This window comes from Pseudoalteromonas sp. P1-7a (assembly GCF_001401855.1).
Classification (GTDB): Bacteria; Pseudomonadota; Gammaproteobacteria; order Enterobacterales; family Alteromonadaceae; genus Pseudoalteromonas.
This window is the reverse complement of record NZ_LKDU01000167.1, coordinates 1-219: the sequence shown is the minus strand read 5'-3', so window position 1 is coordinate 219 and position 219 is coordinate 1. Positions and strand designations below refer to the sequence as shown.

Sequence of the window (219 nt, the reverse complement as noted above, 5' to 3'; positions counted from 1 at the left end):
CAAGCGGTAAGGCACCAGGTTTTGATCCTGGCATTCCCAGGTTCAAATCCTGGTATCCCAGCCAACTTCTTCTACCAAAGAAACGTTGCTATAAAGAATTGCTCTGTTAAGAGTTTAAATATAAAAATGTATGCGGGAGTGGCGGAATTGGTAGACGCGCTGGATTTAGGTTCCAGTATCTTAGGATGTGAGAGTTCAAGTCTCTCCTTCCGCACCATG

Annotated in this window: 1 tRNA gene; it reads left to right on the top strand. The window is 44.7% G+C overall.

Annotated elements, in window-relative coordinates:
* Positions 1–132: 132 nt before the first annotated feature.
* A tRNA-Leu gene (locus tag AN389_RS19975) sits at positions 133–217 on the top strand.
* Positions 218–219 lie beyond the last annotated feature (2 nt).